General features: G+C 38.6%; 22 protein-coding genes. All 22 read left to right on the top strand.

The window, feature by feature from the left end:
* Positions 1-18: 18 nt before the first annotated feature.
* The 22 genes from HMPREF0581_RS06795 (at position 19) to rpmF (ending at position 18,909) form a co-directional block, all read left to right on the top strand.
* On the top strand, positions 19-2,538 hold the full coding sequence (locus HMPREF0581_RS06795; RefSeq protein ID WP_051426966.1) for a VirB4 family type IV secretion system protein: 2,520 nt from the start codon (positions 19-21) through the stop codon (positions 2,536-2,538).
* A complete protein-coding gene (locus HMPREF0581_RS06790) occupies positions 2,538-3,218 on the top strand; it encodes a CHAP domain-containing protein (RefSeq protein ID WP_036381583.1) in 681 nt (226 codons plus the stop codon). The genes HMPREF0581_RS06795 and HMPREF0581_RS06790 overlap by 1 nt, the downstream gene beginning before the upstream one ends.
* 20 nt (positions 3,219-3,238) lie before the next feature.
* Entirely contained in the window at positions 3,239-3,709 is a 471-nt protein-coding gene (locus HMPREF0581_RS06785) for a hypothetical protein (RefSeq protein WP_036381580.1), read from the top strand.
* 9 nt (positions 3,710-3,718) lie between these two features.
* Complete coding sequence (locus HMPREF0581_RS06780; RefSeq protein WP_036381577.1) at positions 3,719-5,584, top strand: pLS20_p028 family conjugation system transmembrane protein; 1,866 nt, start codon at positions 3,719-3,721, stop codon at positions 5,582-5,584.
* On the top strand, positions 5,584-5,766 hold the full coding sequence (locus HMPREF0581_RS06775) for a hypothetical protein (protein WP_036381574.1): 183 nt from the start codon (positions 5,584-5,586) through the stop codon (positions 5,764-5,766). The genes HMPREF0581_RS06780 and HMPREF0581_RS06775 overlap by 1 nt, the downstream gene beginning before the upstream one ends.
* Before the next feature lie 78 nt (positions 5,767-5,844).
* A complete protein-coding gene (locus tag HMPREF0581_RS06770) occupies positions 5,845-6,147 on the top strand; it encodes a DUF5592 family protein (RefSeq protein WP_036381573.1) in 303 nt (100 codons plus the stop codon).
* Positions 6,140-6,955: a hypothetical protein gene (locus HMPREF0581_RS06765; protein WP_169731151.1), complete on the top strand. Its 816-nt coding sequence runs from the start codon at positions 6,140-6,142 to the stop codon at positions 6,953-6,955. The genes HMPREF0581_RS06770 and HMPREF0581_RS06765 overlap by 8 nt, the downstream gene beginning before the upstream one ends.
* Positions 6,956-7,049: 94 nt before the next feature.
* On the top strand, positions 7,050-7,751 hold the full coding sequence (locus HMPREF0581_RS06760; RefSeq protein ID WP_036381567.1) for a hypothetical protein: 702 nt from the start codon (positions 7,050-7,052) through the stop codon (positions 7,749-7,751).
* Positions 7,752-7,763: 12 nt separating this feature from the next.
* Entirely contained in the window at positions 7,764-9,116 is a 1,353-nt protein-coding gene (locus HMPREF0581_RS06755) for a type IV secretory system conjugative DNA transfer family protein (protein WP_036381564.1), read from the top strand.
* Positions 9,117-9,142: 26 nt separating this feature from the next.
* A complete protein-coding gene (locus tag HMPREF0581_RS06750; RefSeq protein ID WP_036381562.1) occupies positions 9,143-9,535 on the top strand; it encodes a hypothetical protein in 393 nt (130 codons plus the stop codon).
* Positions 9,536-9,551: 16 nt separating this feature from the next.
* Positions 9,552-10,475 (top strand): DUF3991 and TOPRIM domain-containing protein, encoded by a 924-nt coding sequence (locus HMPREF0581_RS06745; RefSeq protein WP_051426965.1) that lies wholly within the window; start codon positions 9,552-9,554, stop codon positions 10,473-10,475.
* Between the two features lie 76 nt (positions 10,476-10,551).
* Entirely contained in the window at positions 10,552-10,854 is a 303-nt protein-coding gene (locus HMPREF0581_RS06740) for a hypothetical protein (protein WP_036381559.1), read from the top strand.
* Positions 10,854-11,282: a hypothetical protein gene (locus HMPREF0581_RS06735; RefSeq protein WP_036381556.1), complete on the top strand. Its 429-nt coding sequence runs from the start codon at positions 10,854-10,856 to the stop codon at positions 11,280-11,282. Before HMPREF0581_RS06740 ends, HMPREF0581_RS06735 begins: the two co-directional genes overlap by 1 nt.
* Positions 11,283-11,422: 140 nt before the next feature.
* Positions 11,423-12,469: an IS30 family transposase gene (locus tag HMPREF0581_RS06730; protein ID WP_036381553.1), complete on the top strand. Its 1,047-nt coding sequence runs from the start codon at positions 11,423-11,425 to the stop codon at positions 12,467-12,469.
* Positions 12,470-12,812: 343 nt separating this feature from the next.
* Positions 12,813-13,004: a 50S ribosomal protein L28 gene (gene rpmB, locus HMPREF0581_RS06725; protein WP_036381550.1), complete on the top strand. Its 192-nt coding sequence runs from the start codon at positions 12,813-12,815 to the stop codon at positions 13,002-13,004.
* Between the two features lie 178 nt (positions 13,005-13,182).
* Positions 13,183-13,581: an Asp23/Gls24 family envelope stress response protein gene (locus tag HMPREF0581_RS06720; RefSeq protein WP_009644649.1), complete on the top strand. Its 399-nt coding sequence runs from the start codon at positions 13,183-13,185 to the stop codon at positions 13,579-13,581.
* Between the two features lie 3 nt (positions 13,582-13,584).
* Complete coding sequence (gene recG, locus HMPREF0581_RS06715) at positions 13,585-15,630, top strand: ATP-dependent DNA helicase RecG (RefSeq protein WP_051426964.1); 2,046 nt, start codon at positions 13,585-13,587, stop codon at positions 15,628-15,630.
* Positions 15,631-15,700: 70 nt separating this feature from the next.
* The gene (rsmD, locus tag HMPREF0581_RS06710) at positions 15,701-16,240 is read left to right on the top strand and encodes a 16S rRNA (guanine(966)-N(2))-methyltransferase RsmD (protein WP_051426963.1); all 540 of its coding nucleotides are present in this window, start codon (positions 15,701-15,703) and stop codon (positions 16,238-16,240) included.
* Positions 16,241-16,296: 56 nt separating this feature from the next.
* Positions 16,297-16,785, top strand: a complete 489-nt coding sequence (coaD, locus tag HMPREF0581_RS06705) for a pantetheine-phosphate adenylyltransferase (protein ID WP_009644644.1) — start codon at positions 16,297-16,299, stop codon at positions 16,783-16,785.
* A gap of 17 nt (positions 16,786-16,802) precedes the next feature.
* A complete protein-coding gene (locus tag HMPREF0581_RS08385) occupies positions 16,803-17,396 on the top strand; it encodes an ATP synthase subunit B family protein (protein ID WP_009644712.1) in 594 nt (197 codons plus the stop codon).
* Positions 17,397-17,406: 10 nt separating this feature from the next.
* On the top strand, positions 17,407-18,624 hold the full coding sequence (locus tag HMPREF0581_RS06695; RefSeq protein ID WP_036381549.1) for a tRNA(Met) cytidine acetate ligase: 1,218 nt from the start codon (positions 17,407-17,409) through the stop codon (positions 18,622-18,624).
* Positions 18,625-18,729: 105 nt separating this feature from the next.
* Positions 18,730-18,909, top strand: a complete 180-nt coding sequence (gene rpmF / locus HMPREF0581_RS06690) for a 50S ribosomal protein L32 (protein ID WP_009644811.1) — start codon at positions 18,730-18,732, stop codon at positions 18,907-18,909.
* Positions 18,910-18,934 lie beyond the last annotated feature (25 nt).

Below are 18,934 nucleotides of genomic sequence, written 5' to 3'. Positions count from 1 at the left end.
TTCATAAGGAGATTATTTATGAAGTTTAAAAAGAAGGATAAGGAAGAAAAAGAAAAGAGAAAAAAAGAAGGGAAGAAAAAAGATATTAGAAACTGCCTAGATATTATTCCTATCCGTGAATACGATGATAGTTTAGAAACCTTTAAGCTTGAAAATGGAAGATATATGGATATACGAAAAATCATACCTAGAGATTTGGGAAATATGTCAGAGGATGAGAAACAGATTGAGAGGATGAACTTAAATAAGGCATTTAAGACAGTTGAGATAGACATGAAGTTTGTATCTATGAATTTCCCATTGAATACGAACAAGCAGAAAAGTGTTCTTCTTGAATATCGTGAAAAGGCAAGAGATGAAGTCAGAATAAAATGGATAGACCGGCAGATAAGGGAACTTGAACTGTGTGACAGCAACATTAATACCAGAAACTTCTATCTTTTTTTCTTTGCAGATAACGAGAAAGAATTTATCAAGAATAAGGAGCTTTTAGAAAAATATACGGCTGCTGGAACGGTAAGATTAACAACAGAAATTACGAAAAATGAAAAAATACAGATAGTTACCAAGTTTAACAATATGAATACAACTATAGACCTTATGGATGAAGCCATGAAGAAAGATGACAAATATATAGTAGAGAGAAAAGAAAATGAAGATATTTTAGATGAGAATTTATTTACAGTTATTCAGCCTAAAGGAGGAATAACATTCAAGGAACCGTCATATATAACAGCAGGCGATGGATATATAAGGTGCCTGCATATATACGAGCTTCCGAATACAATCAATTTCTATTGGATAGCAAAGCTGTTCAGCGTGCCCAGCAGCATATGCGTATTTGATGTGTCTTCCAAGGATATGAACGAGGTAAAAAAGAATATAAACAGATCAATCACAGAAGAATACTCCAGGGGAGCACACGCTAAAGACTATATGGACTTATACGATGCTGAAAAGAGAAGAAGAGAATTACAAGATCTATATGATGATCTCACCAGAATGGGTGAGGTTATAAAGCTCTGTGACTTTAGGATCTTTGTAAAAGCAAAAACCAGGGAAGAACTTGAAGAAAGGTGCTCTGAGATATTTAAGAATCTAGAAGCTGAAGGATACAGGACTACCACACTTCTAAATGAACAGAAGACAGAGTTTTGTTCTCTCTATGAATCATATAGAGAAGCACACAAAAAGCCATTCATGATGAGAGGACTTAATCTCACAAGTGAGCAGCTTGGTAATGGTTTTCCGTTCAATTACTCGGAGCTTTTAGATCCAGAAGCATCACTGCTTGGCTTTTCCAATGCTGGAGGGGCAGTACTCTTCGATGAATTTACAAAAACAGCAAAGCGTAAACATTATAACGCTATAGTATGTGGAGATATGGGGTCTGGCAAATCAACACACCTTAAGAAGAGATTGAAACATCATGCATCGATAGGGAATTTCATAAGAGTATTTGATGTTTCAGGAGAATTTACTCCGCTTGTACAGGAATTTGGTGGAAAGGTAATAAAATGCAACGGACTTGACGGAATATTAAATCCGCTTGAAATACTACGTTCCGGAGAAGATGAATTTACAAGCTATTCTAATCATTTAGCAAAACTAAAGTCATTCTTTAAATGCATTATTCCTTCTATGGCAGATGACCTTATGCAGGAACTTGCGAATCAGCTTAGAGAACTATACGGAATATTTGATTTACTACCGGATAACGGAAATATTATTACCGGTAAGGAACCGTCCGAATATCCAACATTATCCGATTTTAGGGTATACCTGGCTAAAGCTTTAGCTATTGTAAATGATATGGATAAAGTGTCTAAAACAGGAGTTGAAAAGAGTCTTAATGTGGGGAAAGCAAAGTATATTAACGACATCTTAAGAGCTGTAGATATGCTTATAAACAACTATGGAAATATGTTTGATGGTTATACGGCAATAGTAGATATAACCAATGAAAAAATAGTCTCCTTTGATATATCAGATATCAAAGACCTGGGAGAAGTTTTTACAGCTCAGATGCAGAACATAGTGTCGTTATGTTGGGACAACGCTATCTCTAATGGCACTGTCATGAAGAAACGTTGGGAATCTGGAACTGTAAGGTCGGAAGATATAACCAAGTTCATTATATTAATAGATGAATCGCATCGATGGGTGAATACGTCGATGCCGCTTATACTTGACATGATAATCCGCTACATGAGAGAAGCGAGAAAATATTTTGCAGGCATAATCCTAGCTTCTCAGTCTATCCGTGATTTTATGCCGGAAGCATCAGACAAGGATCTTGAGAAGATTAGAATTCTATTTGAACATTCACAGTACAAGTTCATGTTCAAGCAGGATTCCGCTGCTAAAGAGCATATACGTAAGATATTTGGAAACGGAATGACTTATTCACAGATAGAAAGCATACCGTTTCTCGAAGCAGGTGAGACGGTGCTTTCTATAGCAGGAGACAGATCTATAGCATTCAAAGAATGGTTGTCTAAAGACTATGAAGAGCAGCTGTTCTCAGGTGGAAGATAATGGACAGGGAAAGAAATCTGGCTAGATATGGCACAAAAGGTGCAGGAGTAGCGGGCAAGGGAGTACTTCTTTTAATTAAAAAACTGATGGTGTTTGTTGGAGTTCCAATCTTTGCTATGGGTATATTTCTTCTTGTCTTAACAGCTGGTGTTGAAACAGAGATATCTTCTATGACAGCTGTACTTTCAAACCAAAAAAGCAGCACATCGGAAGAAGCTGCACCAGATGAAGAAATAAGTGCAGGAGCTATGAAAGATGCAAGGACATCATATCCAAAAGCAGGTAATCCATTTTTCTTCAGTGCATCGTACAACCCATGGGTACAGCTTGGGGCAAAACCAGGATACCATAATTGTACATGGTATGCCTTTGGGCGGTTTGGCGAAATACTAGGGAAAAGACCAACCCTTCCTACGGGAAACGCTGGGACATGGTATCCTAACTGCCATACATATAAAAAGGGCAGTACACCTAAAGTAGGAGCTGTTATATGTTGGTACTATTCAACAGGTGGAGCCGGTCATGTAGCAATAGTAGAAGAAGTAAAAGCAAATGGTGATGTTGTTACTTCTAATAGCGGTTGGAGTGGAACAAGACTATTTTGGATGCAGACCTGGACAAAGGCTTCAGGGTATTCCGGTGGTAAATTCAGATTCCAAGGCTTCATATACCAGCCGTAAGAAAAGGAGACATAATACAAATGGTGACACTAACGGAAATTAAAGGAAAAAAGGTTAAGCTAACAGGAGCGATAATTATGTTAATCCTTGTTGCTGTTATGGCTTACTTCCCAATGCTTCATAAAAATCACATGACAACAGATGAACTTAAGGAAAGTCTTAAAGAGACAGCTTGGGAAAGAGATAGCGGTGATGGTGAAGAAGCAAGACTATTTACTCCATTTGGAGATCTTTTAATTGCAGAAAAAAGTAAAGATGAAAAACTTACATCTAAAAGCTGCTGGAGCACATATAAGGTCATAGACGGAAACACTATAAATGTAACTCTTATGCCGGGAGATGAGGTAATAGAACATTCGAAATATAAGGGAAAACATACTGTTAAAATCGTAGATGATAATACTCTTATATTTGACGGAAAGACTTACCATAAAGCTAGCTATGAGAAATGGCAAAACCTCGGATATGATGATTCCGCATGGGAGAATTAAGGGGGTAAGATGATAAAACGAATTAAAGAACACCGAATGTACTGGCGCATCATTCTTGCAGTTGGCACTGTACTTATGAGTGCATTCTATTTTTCTTCTTTTGCAGAAGTAGATAGAGAGCTTGCTAGGTATTCCGAGCAAGCAGCAGTGCAGAGCATATTCGGTAAAAACTGGTATATGAATAATGCAGATTTGCTAGAAAACAACAGTGCCATGGCAACCGGAATAAGGAAGATTGCTTGGGGAATCATAGGACTGTTTTGTAAAATGGTAGATGCGTGCCAAAATGTATATGATAAGACCTTTGGATTTATTGATTTAACCAATTATCCTGAGATAAATAATCTACTTGTGAAGCTTAGACCAGTGCTTGTGGCAATAACTGTTCTATGTATAATACTACTAGGTATATCCATAATGGTCAGAAAAGATAAACCGCAGATTGCAACACACTTCATATATTTTGTACTTGCGGTCAGTTGCTCTGCATGGCTATTTTCAACAGCGAATGGTCTTGTGACATCCTTTAAAGATGGTGTTTATGATACAGCTAAGTCTCAACAAGCATATGAGACTGTAAACGATAATATATTTGATCTAGTAAAGATTGAAAACAAGACTAAAATTCAGAATCTAAACGCATCTAAAGGTCTTAACTTTAAAAAATATGGTGGAGCAAAGAAAGCAATAAAGACTCAAAATACGTTTAAGCAGATAAACTATGCGGAAACACTTAACTGGAAAGATGAGAGCGTAGGCAAAAATGCATATGGTTGGAACAGTGATTTTAACAATGTCATCCAGTACAGGGAACTTGGTGGTAACCTGGTTGAAAATTATCCAGGCGTGCTTGGCACGACTATAGGGAATGAGTTCTATTATAGATACACTTTTGACTTCTGGACATGTATTCTGGAGCTTGGTTCTCTTGTTGTCTTATATCTTGGGCTTTCTTACAAAAATATGCGAATTGCCTACGAGCTTGTAACTGCTAGAATAATGTCATATATGTATGCGGGCGTAGTTACATCTGGAGAACGTATGAAGCAGATACTGGGATTTATACGAGATACATATATCGCACTATGCATTTCGGTCTTATCTATAAAGCTATACAATGTATTTTCAGCATATATAACTACTAAAGCAGATGGACTTACAAGAGGTATACTTCTGCTGTTTCTAGCATATATAGTTATAGATGGACCGAACATAGCACAGAGAATTCTCGGCATGGATGCAGGGCTTCAGTCTTCTGTAGCAAGAGCTATGGGAATAGGCTTCATGGCTAAAAGTGCACTTACAAGTCCTATTAAAGGTGCGATTACAGGAAATAATACAGTATCACAGGCTGCGAGGTCTTACGAAGCAGGGAAACAGGGACACAGCGGTCATGGGCTTATGGGCTTAGCCGGAAAGGCAAGCAAGAAAATGGATGCCGCAAAGAACGGAGATAATCTTAAAGCTACTATTAAAGACGGAATTAATGGAAGCACCGAAGATATGAAAAATGGATTTACAGGAGATAACAACGGAAATTCGCCTAAGGGCATGGACAGTGACAATCCATTAAAGGAGCATGGTATGGATACTAGCTTTATGGATGCTGCTATGGGTGGCGGAAAAGAAAACTTAACAGATGCATTTTCTAACATGTCTGCCGGGGAGCTGTCTAAAAAGCTTGCTCCGGACAACTCAGCTCCTATAGGAGAGCGGAAAGACTGGCACTCACATATGGACAGGGTGTTTAATGGAGAAAAGCCTAAGAAACCATCTGAGAATGCAAGGGCAGAGTATAAAGAGAGAAATTATAACAACGCCATGCAGGTATATAACTCGTTAGATAAGAATAAGAACAAGAAGGAGAAAGAGTAATGGAAGAAAAACAGTGTTATAAAGAGGAATTTGCTGAACTTTTAAGGATGATGGATGTAATAGTTAAGCAAAATAACATTCTTATTAAACAGAACTTTGAACTTGTAGAAGCTAACGAAAAAAATAGGAATATTATCCTTAACAAACTGGATAAGATGCATGGGTCGCTTAGGGTGCTTTAGATTAAATTAAATTTACGTATTGTTAGATAAAGGGATGGCAACTGCCATCCCTTTTACTATGAAAAGAAAGGATAGAATATGGCAAATACCAATGTTATTACAAATATTGAATCCAAGACTAAAGCAACCAAACATTTCAATCTATCGGATCTATTCTTTTTAACTGGGTTTTTAATAATTGCATATATGTTTAAAGGAGCAGTACACGAGCTTTTATTTATCCCATATATGCTGTTTTCCCTTTTTAATGCAGCATATTTAATTATGCCGTCTAGATATAACAAAGGAAGAAAGAACTATGAGAGCCTTGCAGTTATGATGAAAAAGGATGTTTTAGTATATAGACCGTATTACGGTAAAGATGGTGAAGAAGATGAGTAACGGATTCATAAAAGAAAAGATAAAGACGGATGAGAAGAGAAGACAGAAGAGCGACAGAAACTTAAAGATATTTATGTGTATATTCTTGATAGGCTATATCTTTTTCTACACAAGCAATTACACCTTCCCAAAGGTATATAAAACAAGGGAACTAACCATAGCTGGAGATTCTGTTGAGTTCGATAATCTTACACTTACCCTGGATACCTGGGATTACTCACCTAATGACAAGATGTTTGAGATAGTCTTCGATGTGGATAATCTTAATGTTACAGAGAAGACAAAATGGAATTTTACTTGTAGATCTGGAGACAACATACTCCCTACAGAAGTGCATAGGGATATAGAGGGGAATATCCTTGTTATTCGAACTAAGAAAGTTCCATCAAGATTTACAGACATATCTTTAATGATACGCTGCAATGGATCGAGTAGTAGCATTTATTCACAGGATAGGGTGATGCATAAGGTTCATAAGATTTCGAATAGGAGCAATAAGGATTATAGAATATATGCTTCCAGGTGTAGGATAAAGGGATATGAATATAAGGTGGAAAAAAAGGATGTAGCAGCTAAGAAAACTCAGCAAAAAATAACCCTTGCAAAGAAGAAAATAAATGCTCTTAAAAGGGATATGAAGTATCAGACAGCAGATGAACAGGAAAGGACAACGGGAAAAATTCAGGATATAGAAGCAGAGATAATAAATCTTGGAAAAGATAAGGAAAATTATGAGAGCGAAAAACAGGAATATATAGAACGGATAAAAGCGCAGAAAAAGCTTTTAAAGAGCCTGAGAGAGAATTAGTGCTATAAAGGCATGTATCCATATGATAAGAAAAGAAACGACCGTCATATCTAAAATATACGCCTAATAGCACTGTGAAAGGAGGGGGACTTACTTGATCTTATTTGTTGGAAATAGTATTAAGCTTGGCGGACTAGCAGAAGTCATGCTTAATAGATTAAATGAACAGATTGAATATCTGCCTGAATACTTTGATATACGAAAGCAAGAGAACGATATATTGCATTCTGCAAAAGAAGCAGGATATATCCTCTATGACTGCCGGGAATACTATAACGATGGCAAGGAGATTGCCGATACTATAAAGCGTATCTACAGGACGAATAAGGCTGTTCCAATACTCGTTCTTGATACAGATAATCCAGGTAACGAGATAGTAAAGGAATGCCTGGCGCAGCAGATAAGGAATTTTATTAACGCTGGACTTAGCCTATCTATGCAGAAGGATCAGCTTGAAAAGATACTTGTAGGATATTATGAAAATAACAGAAGGGAAGATCTGGAAGCTGCTGAGGAAATAATTACCGAAGAGAACAAGACTGTAAATGAATTCGTTCAGAATCTCTATGATGCAAAGCAGCGAGAAGAAGAGAAAGAGCGAACAGTTATTATAAAGAAAAAGGGAAATGGTGAAGTAGCCATCGATACTGTAAAGGGTCTATTTCGTGTTATTTTTACTGTTATAAGCATTGTGTTAATGAGCCTTGCAGTTATAACTCTTATTTATGATGAACCAAGGCTAGCTCTATTTAAGGTTCTTAACGAAATATTATTAGAGATACAGAATATGATATAGAGAGGAAAACTAATGACTAACGTATATAAGCTATACATGCTGTGCATAATCTGTGCTGTTCTTATTTTTTTCTTTGCAGCCTTTATTAGATTCATGCTGAATAGTGCATCTAAGATAACAGGACAAAATAAGATAAGCAGGAGCTTAAAGGGAAGCGATTTATCTAAAGATAAACATGGAAACGGTTTTATCTTTGGAAAGAAGGGAAGAAAAGAGGTCTATTTACCTGATTCAGCTGAAGGACACATATCTGTATTTGGTGGTTCAGGAAAAGGCAAAACATCTGCACTTCTGATTCCATCTTTAAGAGCATGGATCGGTTCGTTTTTTGCAATAGATATTTCAGGAGATATATCAAAGAATGTTGATTGTGATAACAAGGTAATACTATCTCCTGATGATCCGAATGAGAGTGGAATATATAACATTTTCCACTCAATAGACAGAATAGCGGATATAAATGAGCAGAGAGAGAAGATAGAGGAGCTTGTAAATATAATTATTGACAAGAAGCCAAATGCAGCGGATGCTACAGCATACTTTACGGACACAGCTAGGAAGATGCTTAGAGCTGCAATGATAGCTTTTTATAGTATTGGTATGGACTTTATACAAATCTGCAAGCAGGTGTACTTTACAGGCTATAAGGAACTATGGGATCAGATTGAATTGACGGAGCATGAGAGGGCTATAGGATATATAGAATCGTTAAGAGGAGAGAATGAAAAAAATCTGGCAGGTGCTAAATCTCTCCTAGATGAGAAGATACGCCTATTTGCAGATAACCCTAAAATGGAAAAAATTCTTCGAAGACCGTTATATGAAAGGGAAGAATCCATATACCCGGCAAGGCTTGAGGATATACACCTATTTCTCAAGATCCCGGATAAGAAACAGGAATATTATTCGACATTTATGAGGGTTATTTCAGGACAAGTGATGGAATATATTTCAGGGCGTATTTACGACAAAAGAAAAGATAAGAGGATTCTTGTAGCACTGGATGAATTTGCTTCTATCGGGCACTTTGAGGTTCTGTCTCCATTTCGGAAGTTTAGGAAAAATGGAGCTAACATATGCATTCTCACACAGTCACTTGCAGATATTGACCTTGTATATAGTGAAAAAGAGAGGCGAGTTATCCTAGACAATTCAGCATATATAGTGGTTCTATCTGCTAATGATAGCTCGACAAGGCAGTATTTTTCAGAGCTTGTAGGAAGAGAACAGGGGCATGATAAACGTGGGAATGAGAAGAGAGAATTTGCAGTGCAGCCGGAAGAATGGAAAGAGTTCACTAATCATCTTGTAGTCATTCATGCCGGCGGATATGTAAAGCTAAAAAAGAACTTCTACTTCAAATAGATAAAATATATTGAGAGGAAAGAAAAATGAGTTTACAGTTAATTGGAAAAGGTGAGATATATGAACCAACAGGTGAAATACTTGAGAATGGATTCCCTAAGGTATGGCAAGGTTATGAATTTGATGATGAAGATATCCAGGATTTACTAAAGGGAAAAGAGGTTAAACTTACCTTAGAAAGCGGAGAGAATGTAATAGGTCTTCTTGTGAAGGAAGCTTATAGGGGCAGTTTCATATGGCACTTCAAGAAAGGAATCCCCCTTATGACACAAAATCACGCATGGAAAAAGGAAGAGAGGGAAGCATTATATAGAGGCGAAATGGTTACAATAGATAGTTTTTGGAATACAAAGAAAGCGTGTAAATTTACTGCAACCGCTGTTTGGACAGGCGATGAAATAGTACTGCTATTTGATTAATTCAGAAAGGCTAGATATGAAAACCGATTTAGAGGAAATTAAGAAAATAAGCATCACAGAGTATGCAAGGCAGATGGGCTTTACTCCGGTTAAGATTGGTAGCTACTACACCTTAAAGGAACATGATAGCGTAAGGATAGATCCCAGGAAGAACATATTCTTCCGAAACTCGACAGGAGATAGGGGAACTGTAATAGATTTTGTTATGGCATTTAAAGGTGTTTCGTGCGGTGAAGCAATCAAGCTTTTATGTGATGAGATAGAGCTTCCTAAAGTATATAAAGAACAGGATAGTGTTCCGCAAAAGAAAAAAGAACTAATCCTACCAGCGAAAGCCAGAAATATGAAGAATGTATTTGCATATCTTGTAAAGACACGATGCATTAATCAGAAAATAGTCCAGGAAATGGTAGATAGGGATATGCTGTATCAGGATGAACGTAACAACTGTGTATTCGTATCAAGAGACGAAAACGGAAAGTCTGTATTTGCTACAGTTCGTGGAACAAATACAGATAAGAAGTGGGTAGGAGATGTATCCGGATGTGATTATTCACATTCTTTTTTTATTGATAACTGCTCTAGGAATCTCATAGTGACAGAGAGCATTATAGATGCAATGTCAATGATGGATATTAAAGAGCAAAAGGGAGAAAACCACCAGGAATATAACTATTTATCTGTGTCCGGACTTGGAAAGAGCAGGGAAGCACTGGGATATCACCTTGGGAAGACTCTCTATGATATTGTCTTCCTAGCTTTTGATAACGATGACAAAGGAAGAGAAATTGCTAAAGAAATGAAAAAGCACATAGAAAGTATTAACCAGGATATCTCTGTCTCCATGCTCATTCCTGAAGCAGCTAAGGACTGGAATGAAGAGCTACAGAAAGAGAAGGGGTGCTTTCGGCATGAAGAAGGTGAAATATTGATTTTCTGAAAGGTATTTGAGTATTTTTTAAGGTAACTATGGTATTGGGAAAAATTCTTTTTTTACTGGAAAGTGAGGTAAATTTATGAACATAAGCAGCAAACAGGAAGCAAGAGTATTTGATGTAAAGAAAGCTGAAAATAGGAAGAATACCGTATCAGCAAGGATTTCTACTTATGAGGGCAAGACAAAAGACGAAAAAGCAAAGTATTCATCTTGGAATGCAGCCTTTGTAGGTGATGCTTATGATAAGGCTACAGAACTTGAAAACAAGGATAAGATTATCCTAACAAATGCAAAGGTTGAAAATAACTATGATAAAGAAAAGGAAAAACTGTATCTTAACGTGACAATCTTTGATTTTGAGCTCCTGGGGGAAGATGAGTAATGTTTCTAACAGAGCAGAAACTAAAGGACTCTTTCTGGAAGAATTATAACTATTCAGGAAGAGCATTAAGATATCAGTTTGAATGCAGCATTAGAAATGGAGATGCAGATCTTGTTACTGTTGAAACATTTCAAGATAAGGTGCAGTTCAACGCTTTTGAGTTTAAGCTAACAGATATTAAAAAAGCTATTCTTCAAGCAAAAGAAAACTCAAGATATGTACATAAATCTTGGATAGTTGTTCCATCTGAAAAGGAAAATCTTATACAGAATAAATACAGTAGTTATTTGAAGGAACTAAAATACATAGGGGTTATTACAGTAGAGAGTGGCGGTAAATGGAGGATGATTCATAGACCGCTAATGCGTGCAGATGATGAAATAGAACTTGTACAGAGTATTTTAAAAATGTTACTTGTTCAAATATAGACTAGATATCTAAGGGGAAGGTTCATGCCTTCCCCTTCTTTTTTTATGGATTTGCGAATGGAATACATTAATGAAAAGCCTTCATTAATATAAAATATGAGTGTGAACGTAAATAGTGAATTTAGTATAAAGGTATTCGCATGGGAAGGAAATTTAAACATTTGACATATAGTGACCGCCTCACTATTGAGAGGATGCTGCTACAAAATAAATTCTCGAAGCAAGATATAGCTGATGCTATAGGTTGCAGCTTAAGGACAATCTATTATGAAATAAAGAGAGCAACTTATGTGCATACAAATACAGATTTAACTACTGAAATTAGATATTCGCCGGAAATTGCTCATGCCAATTACAGGGATGCATTAAAAGCAAAGGGAAGAACACCTAAACTCGTGCGTAATCTTGAGTTTAAAAAATACGTTGAAACCATGATAGTACAGTACAAATATAGCCCTGAAGCCGTACTTCTTGGTATTAAGGAAGATGGGCTATATTTTGATGAAATGGTATTTTCGCATACAACTTTATATACAGGAATAAAGAGAGGATACTTTGAGAACCTTAGCATGGTTGATTTACCTAGACATGGTAAAAGCAACAAAAGAAAGAAAAAGAAAGTTGTCCAAAAACGGATTGCTCCTGGTACATCTATCGAAAAGAGAGATAGAATTGTCCTTGGTAGAGAGACCTTTGGAAACTGGGAAATGGATTCCGTGGTTGGAAAATCCACTAACAGAAAAACAGCGCTTGCCTTAACAGAACGAAAAACACGATATGAAATTATTGAAGTGTTGAAATCTCATACTGCTGATGAAGTGGCTAAAGCTCTTAACCGAATAGAAAAGCGTCTTGGTGCTCGTTTTTATTTGGTTTTTAAAACAATTACTGTAGATAACGGATCCGAATTTAAAGACTTTGAAGGACTGGAAAAGGCAATTAATAGAGTGGGTAAAAGAACAAAAGTATATTACTGTCATGCAAGAGCACCACAGGAACGAGGGTCTAATGAGAACGCCAACCTCTTAATAAGGAGATGGCTTCCAAAAGGAGCAGACTTTGACAAGATACTTACCAGAGACAAAGTTAAGACCGTAGAAGAATGGATAAACTTCTACCCGAGAAGGTTATTTAAGGGAAAATGTTCCTACGTGCTTTTTGAAGAAGAATTAGCTAAGTTACGTTAAATTATGATTATTCACAGTTCATTTATATGTATCAGAAAAAACGGAGATATTCACATTAGTATCTCTATTATTTACGTGTAGTTTTATAGATTATTACATTCATGTAATGCATTTTACCTTGTTATAAGTAATAAATTCAAATAAACAATAAATCAAATAGACTAAATAGCATAATACAATTACTAAATTTAATAATTTTGAAATTATTTTGAAATTTACTATTGACATTTAAGGGTCATGTTAATGATACAAAAAAGCCTTGCACGCAGTGCAACTATTATGTTATAATTCTCATCGCGTTACAAATGAACGCGACTATTTTATAAACAAGGAGGTGCGGCAAATGTCCAGAAAATGTGAAGTTTGCGGTAAGGGTCAGACTTCGGGAAACGCTGTTTCTCATTCTAACAGACATTCTAAAAGAAAGTGGAATGCTAATATTCAGTCTGTAAGAATTAACGAGAACGGTACGGTCAGAAAGGCAAACGTTTGCACGAGTTGCCTGAGATCTGGCAAAGTAAACCGTGCCATTTAGTCAATATACCCGAGATTTGGTCTTAAACGGCTCGCCGTTTAAGACTTTTTTTATGAAAAACTGAGTAATCCAATCGCTAACGTATCAATATTAATATATAATCTCATGGTAACAAGTAATAAAGATGTGCGGCATTTTAAATGCGGGAAGCTTTACAAGCATTATAACGGAGGCGGAGATGGCTCTACTCACAAAGTCTGAATATGGATCAGTTAATATCGGTAAGCAAGTGCTTAGCAAGTTGATCCTGGATGAGATACTGAAATACAGTGATATCATATATCCATGCAGTCGTAATGGTAAGCAGCTAAAGCGAGGCTTTTTTTCAGGCATAAGCGATATGCTGCCCTCGGTTGATGTGCAGGAGACAGATGAAGGGATCAAGGTTGTCTTCTATATTATAGTCAAATTTGGGGAGAGCATTAACGATGTCGCTAATGCGGTGTTTGACAACATAGAACGTGATTTTGCGATATTGGCTCTCGATAAGCCAACAGAAATTAAAGCGAGCATAAAAGGGGTAATGTCTGACCGTTTGGTGAAACGTGATATAGAACTGGTCAGAACAAATGGATAGTTTATGAAATTAAGCGACAGCGTGACAAAAATTAAAGGCGTAGGTTCCAAAAAACAGCAAATTCTAGAGTCAATGGGGATTGTCGACGTATATGATCTGCTGGAGCACTACCCGTTTAGATATCAGAATAGGATAGAGCGCGTACCATTTATGGATGTTCAGGAGGATAAAGACGTTTTAATCGGCGGTTCTCTGGTAAATAAACGTTTACGTTCGATAGGTGGTGGACGCACTATGCTCGAGTGCTCTTTGAGAGACGAGAGCGGGGTATTCCATGCGATATTCTTTAATATGCCCTTTTTAGACAAAAATCTCAGACTCGGTGCTGAATATACGTTGTTCGGTAAGATGAAATGGCGAAATGGTGCCAAAACCATTGTCAATCCGGAGATGGCTCTAACCGGAAGTGCTCGAGACGTCCGAGGCATAGTTCCTTTATACAGACGTTCTGCCGGTATTACTTCTAATGAACTGACTAAGCTTATAAGAAGCGTCTGTGATGAACTCGATGAATCATGCGAATGGATCGGGCGTGAGCTCATAGAGCGCAATAAGCTGGTTGAGGAATCCTACGCATACAAAAATATACATTTTCCGGAAAATGCAGCTGCATACAACCGTTCTCGTTTTAGACTGATTTATGATAAGCTGCTGTCATTTCAGTATTCGATAATCCGTAACAGGATGCTCAGGGATAACGCTTATGGCGATTCTGCTATAGACACGGTTGATATGCACAGCTTTTATGAAAAGCTGCCTTTTGTTCTAACTGAAGGTCAACAGATCGCAATAAAAGATATAGAACAGGATTTGACAAGCCCGATATCTATGAATAGACTGGTTCAGGGAGACGTGGGTTGTGGTAAAACAGTAATCGCGGAAGCTGCAATATTTCGTGTTACTCGCGCAGGATGGCAGTCTGCATTTATGGCACCGACAGAAATATTGGCTAGACAGCACTTCAATAAGCTTAGCGAAGAGCTGGGGCATTACGGGATCAGAGTGGTGTTGCTGGTAAGCGGACTAAAGGCAGCTGAACGTAGAGATTTGATTGAGAAAATAGCGCATGGCGATGTCGACGTGGTTATCGGAACACATGCTCTTATACAGGATGATGTCGAATTTAAACGGCTCGGACTGGTTATAACTGACGAGCAACATAGGTTTGGTGTTAATCAGCGAAAGATTCTCGCCGGTAAGGCAGAGGCCGTAAATGTGCTTGTTATGTCGGCAACTCCAATCCCTAGAACGCTGGCAGCTACGGTATTTGGAGATATGGATTTTTCTGTTATCAAGAGCAAGCCTTCAAATAGAAAAGAAATTATCACCAGATACGTTACCGACAAATCGCGTGAACGGGCTTATACAGAGGTTTACAAGGAAATAAAACGCGGATATCGTGCTTATGTAGTTGCACCTGCTATTGATGAGAACGATGATAGTGATATAGCTTCCGTAACATCATTATATGAGGAGTTGCAAGGTAGGTTTAATGACGTTAACCTTGGTCTTATTCACGGCAGACTTGACAAGCTGGAGAAAGAACGCATTATGAATGAGTTTGCCATTGGTGAAATCGAGTTGCTTGTATCAACTGTAGTCATAGAGGTAGGGATTGATGTGCCTGAAGCTACGGTTATAGTGATTGAGAATTCAGAGCGCTTCGGCTTAGCCCAGCTGCATCAGCTCAGAGGCAGGGTCGGTAGAAGTGATAAACAATCTTATTGTTACCTGATATGCTATAGTGATTCGGAGAATGCCGTAAATCGCATGAATGCTATGGTCACCATGAGTGACGGGTTTGAGATAAGTGAAGAAGACTATAGGCTGAGAGGCGCCGGAGATCTGATGGGAACAATGCAGCATGGGTATTCCGGAAATAGCTTTTATGATCTGTTTGGCTACGAGAGGATACTTAAGCTTGCGACTAATGACGCGGAGGAGATAGCAACTGCATCAGATAGAGAAGATAAGAGCACGGTTGATATATCTCAGCTTAAATTTAGGTCAGCAAAAGCGGTATTACAAGATAACAGCAATATAATATAGAAGGAATTACCTGCTCGGGTAGTTTTGCTCGCGGTACTAAACTGCCGAGAAGCGAGTATGAGGTACATTAATGATGAGGATAAATTCAGGAGAATATAAATATAGAAGTATAGAGGTTCCCGAGAACGCGAGACCGACTACGGAGAAGGTTCGTGAAGCCGTTTTCAGCATTCTCATTGGCAAAGTGGAAGGAGCGCTGGTTCTGGACTTATTTGCCGGCTCGGGTTCGCTTGGTCTCGAGGCGCTTTCCCGCGGTGCAAAGCACTGTGTATTCAACGAAGGAGATAGAAAAAATTATAAAATCCTCCAGGAAAACATCAAAAATTGCAAAGCGCAAGAAAAATCTTCAACTTTTAATAATGATTTTAGAAAGTCTCTAACGCTTGCAAATAAGGAGTTTGACCTCATCTTCGTAGATCCTCCTTACCGTGCAGGATATTATGGTGAAGTATTTGAACTCGTTGATGGTTACGGGATTTTGACGCGCGACGGTGTGATTATCGTCGAACATCTTGACGATAATCTTTTACCTGATGCATTGTCGGGATTCGTCAAATTCAAGAAAAAGAGGTATGGAACTGTAGCTGTAGACTTTTATGCAAGACCTTAAAGCCTTGCAAATACAATATCTGTTTGTTAAAATACCCTGGAGAGATGGTGATTAGTATGATGAGGACTGCAATTTATGCGGGTTCATTTGATCCTGTTACCAATGGTCATCTGGATATTATTGAACGCGCAGCTAATATGTTTGACAGCTTAACTGTCGGCATAGCCGTTAATAGCTCCAAAGAACCTCTGTTCACATTAGAAGAACGCAAGTACATCATTGCTAAGGTGACTGAACATATCCCGAACATCAAAATCGATGTGTTCAATGGGCTACTTGCTGACTATGTCAATAAACATAGTTTTGACACGGTAGTCAGAGGACTTAGGGCTACTACCGATTTTGAATATGAAATCCAGATGGCGCAGATGAATGCACGCTTATACACGGGTGGGACGGAGACTGTTTTCTTGATGACAGACCCTCGGTATTCGTTTATCAGTTCATCTCTCATCAAAGAAGTAGTCTCTTATGGCGGCAGCGTCGATGGCCTGCTACCAGAGTGTGCTAACGAGATGATTAAAACTAAATTTGATAATCAATAAACTAGGAGGAAATCGTTATGAGCGACGCATCGATTAGAGTTATGACACTACTTGACGATCTCGAAGAAATTTTATCCAACGCTTCGAAGGTGCCTTTTTCAGAGAAGGCAATCGTCGACAGCGATGAGATTAGGAGCATCGTTGATGACATAAGACTTAGCATGCCTAAGGATATTCAGCAGGCAAAGTGGGTTAAGGATGAGCAGGATAGGATCCTAAACGAAGCTAGAAGCGAATACGATAAGGTTATCGTAGCTGCCAAGAAGCAGGCTGAGTATCTAGTTGAGAACGACATCATCAAGAAGGAGGCTGAAAAGAGAGCTGACGCTCTTATCTCTGAGGCAGAGAATCACAGCAGATACATTAAGCTCCGTTCTTATGAATACGTAGACAAGCTTCTGTACGATATGCAAAATGATATTGCTAAGGTTGCTACGGAGTTCATTCAGCCAATGAACGATTATTTCACCGATATGGTCGGCGAGATGAACAACAGAGTAAATGGCAATCGCCAGGAAATGAAGGCCTTGGCAGAGCGTGTTCAGGGCGGCTCCACATATACTGAAGAGCAACAGACAGCTGATGAACATGCAGAGGGCGTTGAGGAGTAAGCCTTTACCGATGAAAGTTCTGGGAATTGTTGCAGAATACAATCCTCTACATAACGGACATCTTTACCACATAGATAGAGCTAAGAGAGAAGCTTGTGCCGATGCTGTAATCGCTGTGATGAGCGGCGATTTTGTGCAGCGAGGAGAGCTTGCTTTCGCAAGTAAGTGGGACAGAGCAGAGTCCGCAGTTAAGAATGGAATAGACGCAGTGTTTGAGATACCGGCTTTTGCGTGTCTCGGCAATGCGTCTGTTTATGCGTCTACGGCAATTAAACTGTTAGCTGCAATAGGGGTTGTAGATGTGATATCGTTCGGGAGTGAATCGGGTAACATAGACAAGCTTACTATGGTAGCGGAAAGGCTTTCGGATTCGAGAATATCAGATAGGATGGTGGAGCTCGCCAGAGAGGGATACAGTTATCCCCGGTCCAGAGCGGCAGCTTACAGCGAATTTTTTGGTGACGATGGAGAATCGGTTCTCCATGGAGCCAATGATACTCTCGCTATCGAATATATAAGAGCTATTACGGAATTTAATAAATGTACAGAACATGAGCTTGAAGTTCACACTATTAAACGTGAGGCTGCCGGGTATTCTGCGAGGTTCGATACCAGTCGGAAATTTCAGAGTGCTTCAGGCATAAGACAGGCAGCGAGACAGGGGATTGATGTATCCGAGTTCGTTCCTGATGAATCGGCGAAGCTGATCAGCTCATGTTTCTCAGAACGCGCCGATACGATCGATGATAAGCTGTTCGATTTGATTAGATATGTGCTTCTTAATCTTAACGCTTCGCAGGTAGATGAGGCTCCGCAAGGCGGCGAAGGCATCGGAACAAGGCTTATTGAAGCTGTGTCAAGGTGCAAGAGCTTTGACGAACTCGTCATGCATGCGAAGAGCAAGCGCTACACTTATACCAGGATTTCACGACTGCTGCTGCAGTTATTGCTCAATATCAAGCGCGATGAACCGGGAGTTTGCGAACCGGGGTACCTCAGAGTGCTGGCAGCAAATGAGACTGGGCGGAAATTAATCAAAAAAGCAAAAAAAAATAGTCTTAACGATATTCCGATCATTACCAATATCAACAGAGAGGCAAATGAGTTGTCTGATTCTGCGAACAGTCAGCTTCTCCTTGACATTAGGGCGGCAGATACATACAATATTCTGACGATGAATGATATGTACGAAGAGTCGGATCATGTGAAAAGACCTATATTACTGTAATTTTCATTGACATACTACGGTTTTGCGTATATACTATCATCCTGTAGTGCGTAAAATGCAATCCAGACATTTTAAGATAATCACATTTGTAAGGAGGTGTCGACAATGGCAGTACCAAAGAGGAAAACATCGAAAGCAAAGACTGCTGGCAGAAAGGCTGCTAACATGAAGATGGGCGCTCCGGGACTTTCAATTTGTCCTCAGTGTCATGAGCCAAAGCTTCCACACAGAGTTTGCCCTAATTGTGGCTATTATGACGGCAAAGACGTTGTTAATGTTGAGTAAATCAGTTAAGCCATTGATCCGAGAT

Source organism: Mogibacterium timidum ATCC 33093, assembly GCF_000525775.1.
GTDB lineage: Bacteria > Bacillota > Clostridia > Peptostreptococcales > Anaerovoracaceae > Mogibacterium > Mogibacterium timidum.
The sequence above is the reverse complement of the archived record's forward strand: the minus strand, read 5'-3'. Positions and strand labels throughout refer to the sequence as shown.

What these genes read in the sequence shown, in the direction of transcription:
- HMPREF0581_RS06775 (WP_036381574.1), top strand. Translation starts at nt 5,584, where the DNA reads ATGGAAGAAAAACAGTGTTATAAAGAGGAATTTGCTGAACTTTTAAGG.
- HMPREF0581_RS06770 (WP_036381573.1), top strand. Translation starts at nt 5,845, where the DNA reads ATGGCAAATACCAATGTTATTACAAATATTGAATCCAAGACTAAAGCA.
- HMPREF0581_RS06795 (WP_051426966.1), top strand. Translation starts at nt 19, where the DNA reads ATGAAGTTTAAAAAGAAGGATAAGGAAGAAAAAGAAAAGAGAAAAAAA.
- HMPREF0581_RS06750 (WP_036381562.1), top strand. Translation starts at nt 9,143, where the DNA reads ATGAGTTTACAGTTAATTGGAAAAGGTGAGATATATGAACCAACAGGT.
- HMPREF0581_RS06745 (WP_051426965.1), top strand. Translation starts at nt 9,552, where the DNA reads ATGAAAACCGATTTAGAGGAAATTAAGAAAATAAGCATCACAGAGTAT.
- coaD (WP_009644644.1), top strand. Translation starts at nt 16,297, where the DNA reads ATGATGAGGACTGCAATTTATGCGGGTTCATTTGATCCTGTTACCAAT.
- HMPREF0581_RS06740 (WP_036381559.1), top strand. Translation starts at nt 10,552, where the DNA reads ATGAACATAAGCAGCAAACAGGAAGCAAGAGTATTTGATGTAAAGAAA.
- HMPREF0581_RS06730 (WP_036381553.1), top strand. Translation starts at nt 11,423, where the DNA reads ATGGGAAGGAAATTTAAACATTTGACATATAGTGACCGCCTCACTATT.
- HMPREF0581_RS06790 (WP_036381583.1), top strand. Translation starts at nt 2,538, where the DNA reads ATGGACAGGGAAAGAAATCTGGCTAGATATGGCACAAAAGGTGCAGGA.
- rpmF (WP_009644811.1), top strand. Translation starts at nt 18,730, where the DNA reads ATGGCAGTACCAAAGAGGAAAACATCGAAAGCAAAGACTGCTGGCAGA.
- rsmD (WP_051426963.1), top strand. Translation starts at nt 15,701, where the DNA reads ATGATGAGGATAAATTCAGGAGAATATAAATATAGAAGTATAGAGGTT.
- recG (WP_051426964.1), top strand. Translation starts at nt 13,585, where the DNA reads ATGAAATTAAGCGACAGCGTGACAAAAATTAAAGGCGTAGGTTCCAAA.
- HMPREF0581_RS06720 (WP_009644649.1), top strand. Translation starts at nt 13,183, where the DNA reads ATGGCTCTACTCACAAAGTCTGAATATGGATCAGTTAATATCGGTAAG.
- HMPREF0581_RS06695 (WP_036381549.1), top strand. Translation starts at nt 17,407, where the DNA reads ATGAAAGTTCTGGGAATTGTTGCAGAATACAATCCTCTACATAACGGA.
- HMPREF0581_RS06785 (WP_036381580.1), top strand. Translation starts at nt 3,239, where the DNA reads ATGGTGACACTAACGGAAATTAAAGGAAAAAAGGTTAAGCTAACAGGA.
- HMPREF0581_RS06735 (WP_036381556.1), top strand. Translation starts at nt 10,854, where the DNA reads ATGTTTCTAACAGAGCAGAAACTAAAGGACTCTTTCTGGAAGAATTAT.
- HMPREF0581_RS08385 (WP_009644712.1), top strand. Translation starts at nt 16,803, where the DNA reads ATGAGCGACGCATCGATTAGAGTTATGACACTACTTGACGATCTCGAA.
- HMPREF0581_RS06765 (WP_169731151.1), top strand. Translation starts at nt 6,140, where the DNA reads ATGAGTAACGGATTCATAAAAGAAAAGATAAAGACGGATGAGAAGAGA.
- HMPREF0581_RS06780 (WP_036381577.1), top strand. Translation starts at nt 3,719, where the DNA reads ATGATAAAACGAATTAAAGAACACCGAATGTACTGGCGCATCATTCTT.
- HMPREF0581_RS06755 (WP_036381564.1), top strand. Translation starts at nt 7,764, where the DNA reads ATGACTAACGTATATAAGCTATACATGCTGTGCATAATCTGTGCTGTT.
- rpmB (WP_036381550.1), top strand. Translation starts at nt 12,813, where the DNA reads ATGTCCAGAAAATGTGAAGTTTGCGGTAAGGGTCAGACTTCGGGAAAC.